2 pseudogenes are annotated in these 988 nt (G+C 42.4%); both read right to left on the bottom strand.

Going from position 1 to position 988, the window contains the following annotated elements:
- Window positions 1–243: pseudogene (locus ACFINO_RS09820) on the bottom strand (electron transfer flavoprotein subunit alpha/FixB family protein); the annotation flags it as partial.
- Window positions 244–294: 51 nt separating this feature from the next.
- Window positions 295–988 (bottom strand): annotated as a pseudogene (locus tag ACFINO_RS09815) (electron transfer flavoprotein subunit beta/FixA family protein); the annotation flags it as partial.

Raw genomic sequence — 988 nt, 5'->3', positions numbered from 1 at the left:
ATCATAATCATTCGCTTGTTTGATGATCGTGTCCGCTACAGGTTCAGCTAATTGATGTGTTAAATAATCAGCTTCAGCGACAAGAACTTGCCGCACACCAGTGAGTTTTGCACTGTTCTCGGCGATTTCTTGAACATTTGTTCCACAAACTAAAATATCGATATCGTTGCTGATTGCGCGAGCAGCGTTTAGCGTTTTTGCCGTTTCTTCTGTATTATGTTCGGCCAATAAAAGAATTGCCATACGTTTTACCCTTTTATGCAGTGTTGCATTTAATCCATTGATTATCGAATATTAAATGCAATTTGTTTGTTTTAGCGCACTGACCAGCTCTGCTACATTTGCTAATTTAACACCGCATTGACGAGGTTTTGGTTCTTCTACGCTTAAGACCGTTAAACGTCTCCGTGTCTCTAAGCCAAGATCAGAGAGAGCTTTTTGTTCAATGGGTTTTCTTTTTGCCTTCATAATATTAGGCAGAGAAGTATAACGCGGCTCATTTAATCGTAAATCAGCCGTCATGACGATGGGGAGGGGGAGGGATAGAGTTTGGGTTCCATCATCGACTTCGCGGACGACTATAGCATGTCCATTTTCTATGTCTAAGTTTGAGGTAAAAGTTGCTTGCCCCCAACCAAGAAGGGCGGCTAACATTTGACCGGTTTGATTGCTCTCGTCATCAATGGCTTGCTTGCCTAAAAAGACCATATCTGGTTTTTCTTCCTGGACAATGACCTTGAGAATTTTAGCAATTGCTAAAGGTTCGAGTGTTTCTTGTGTTGTTACAAGGAGTGCGCGATCGGCACCCATTGCAAGTCCTGTTCGTAGGGTTTCTTGTGCTGCTTCTGGTCCAATTGAAACAAGAACAACTTCTGAAATTTTGCCGGATTCTTTTTGGCGGACTGCTTCTTCTACGGCAATTTCGTCAAAAGGGTTCATAGACATTTTTACATGGGATAGATCAACGCCTGTGCTATCCGGTTTGACG

The organism is Bartonella sp. AA83SXKL, assembly GCF_042196965.1.
Classification (GTDB): domain Bacteria; phylum Pseudomonadota; class Alphaproteobacteria; order Rhizobiales; family Rhizobiaceae; genus Bartonella.
The sequence above is the reverse complement of the archived record's forward strand: the minus strand, read 5'-3'. Positions and strand labels throughout refer to the sequence as shown.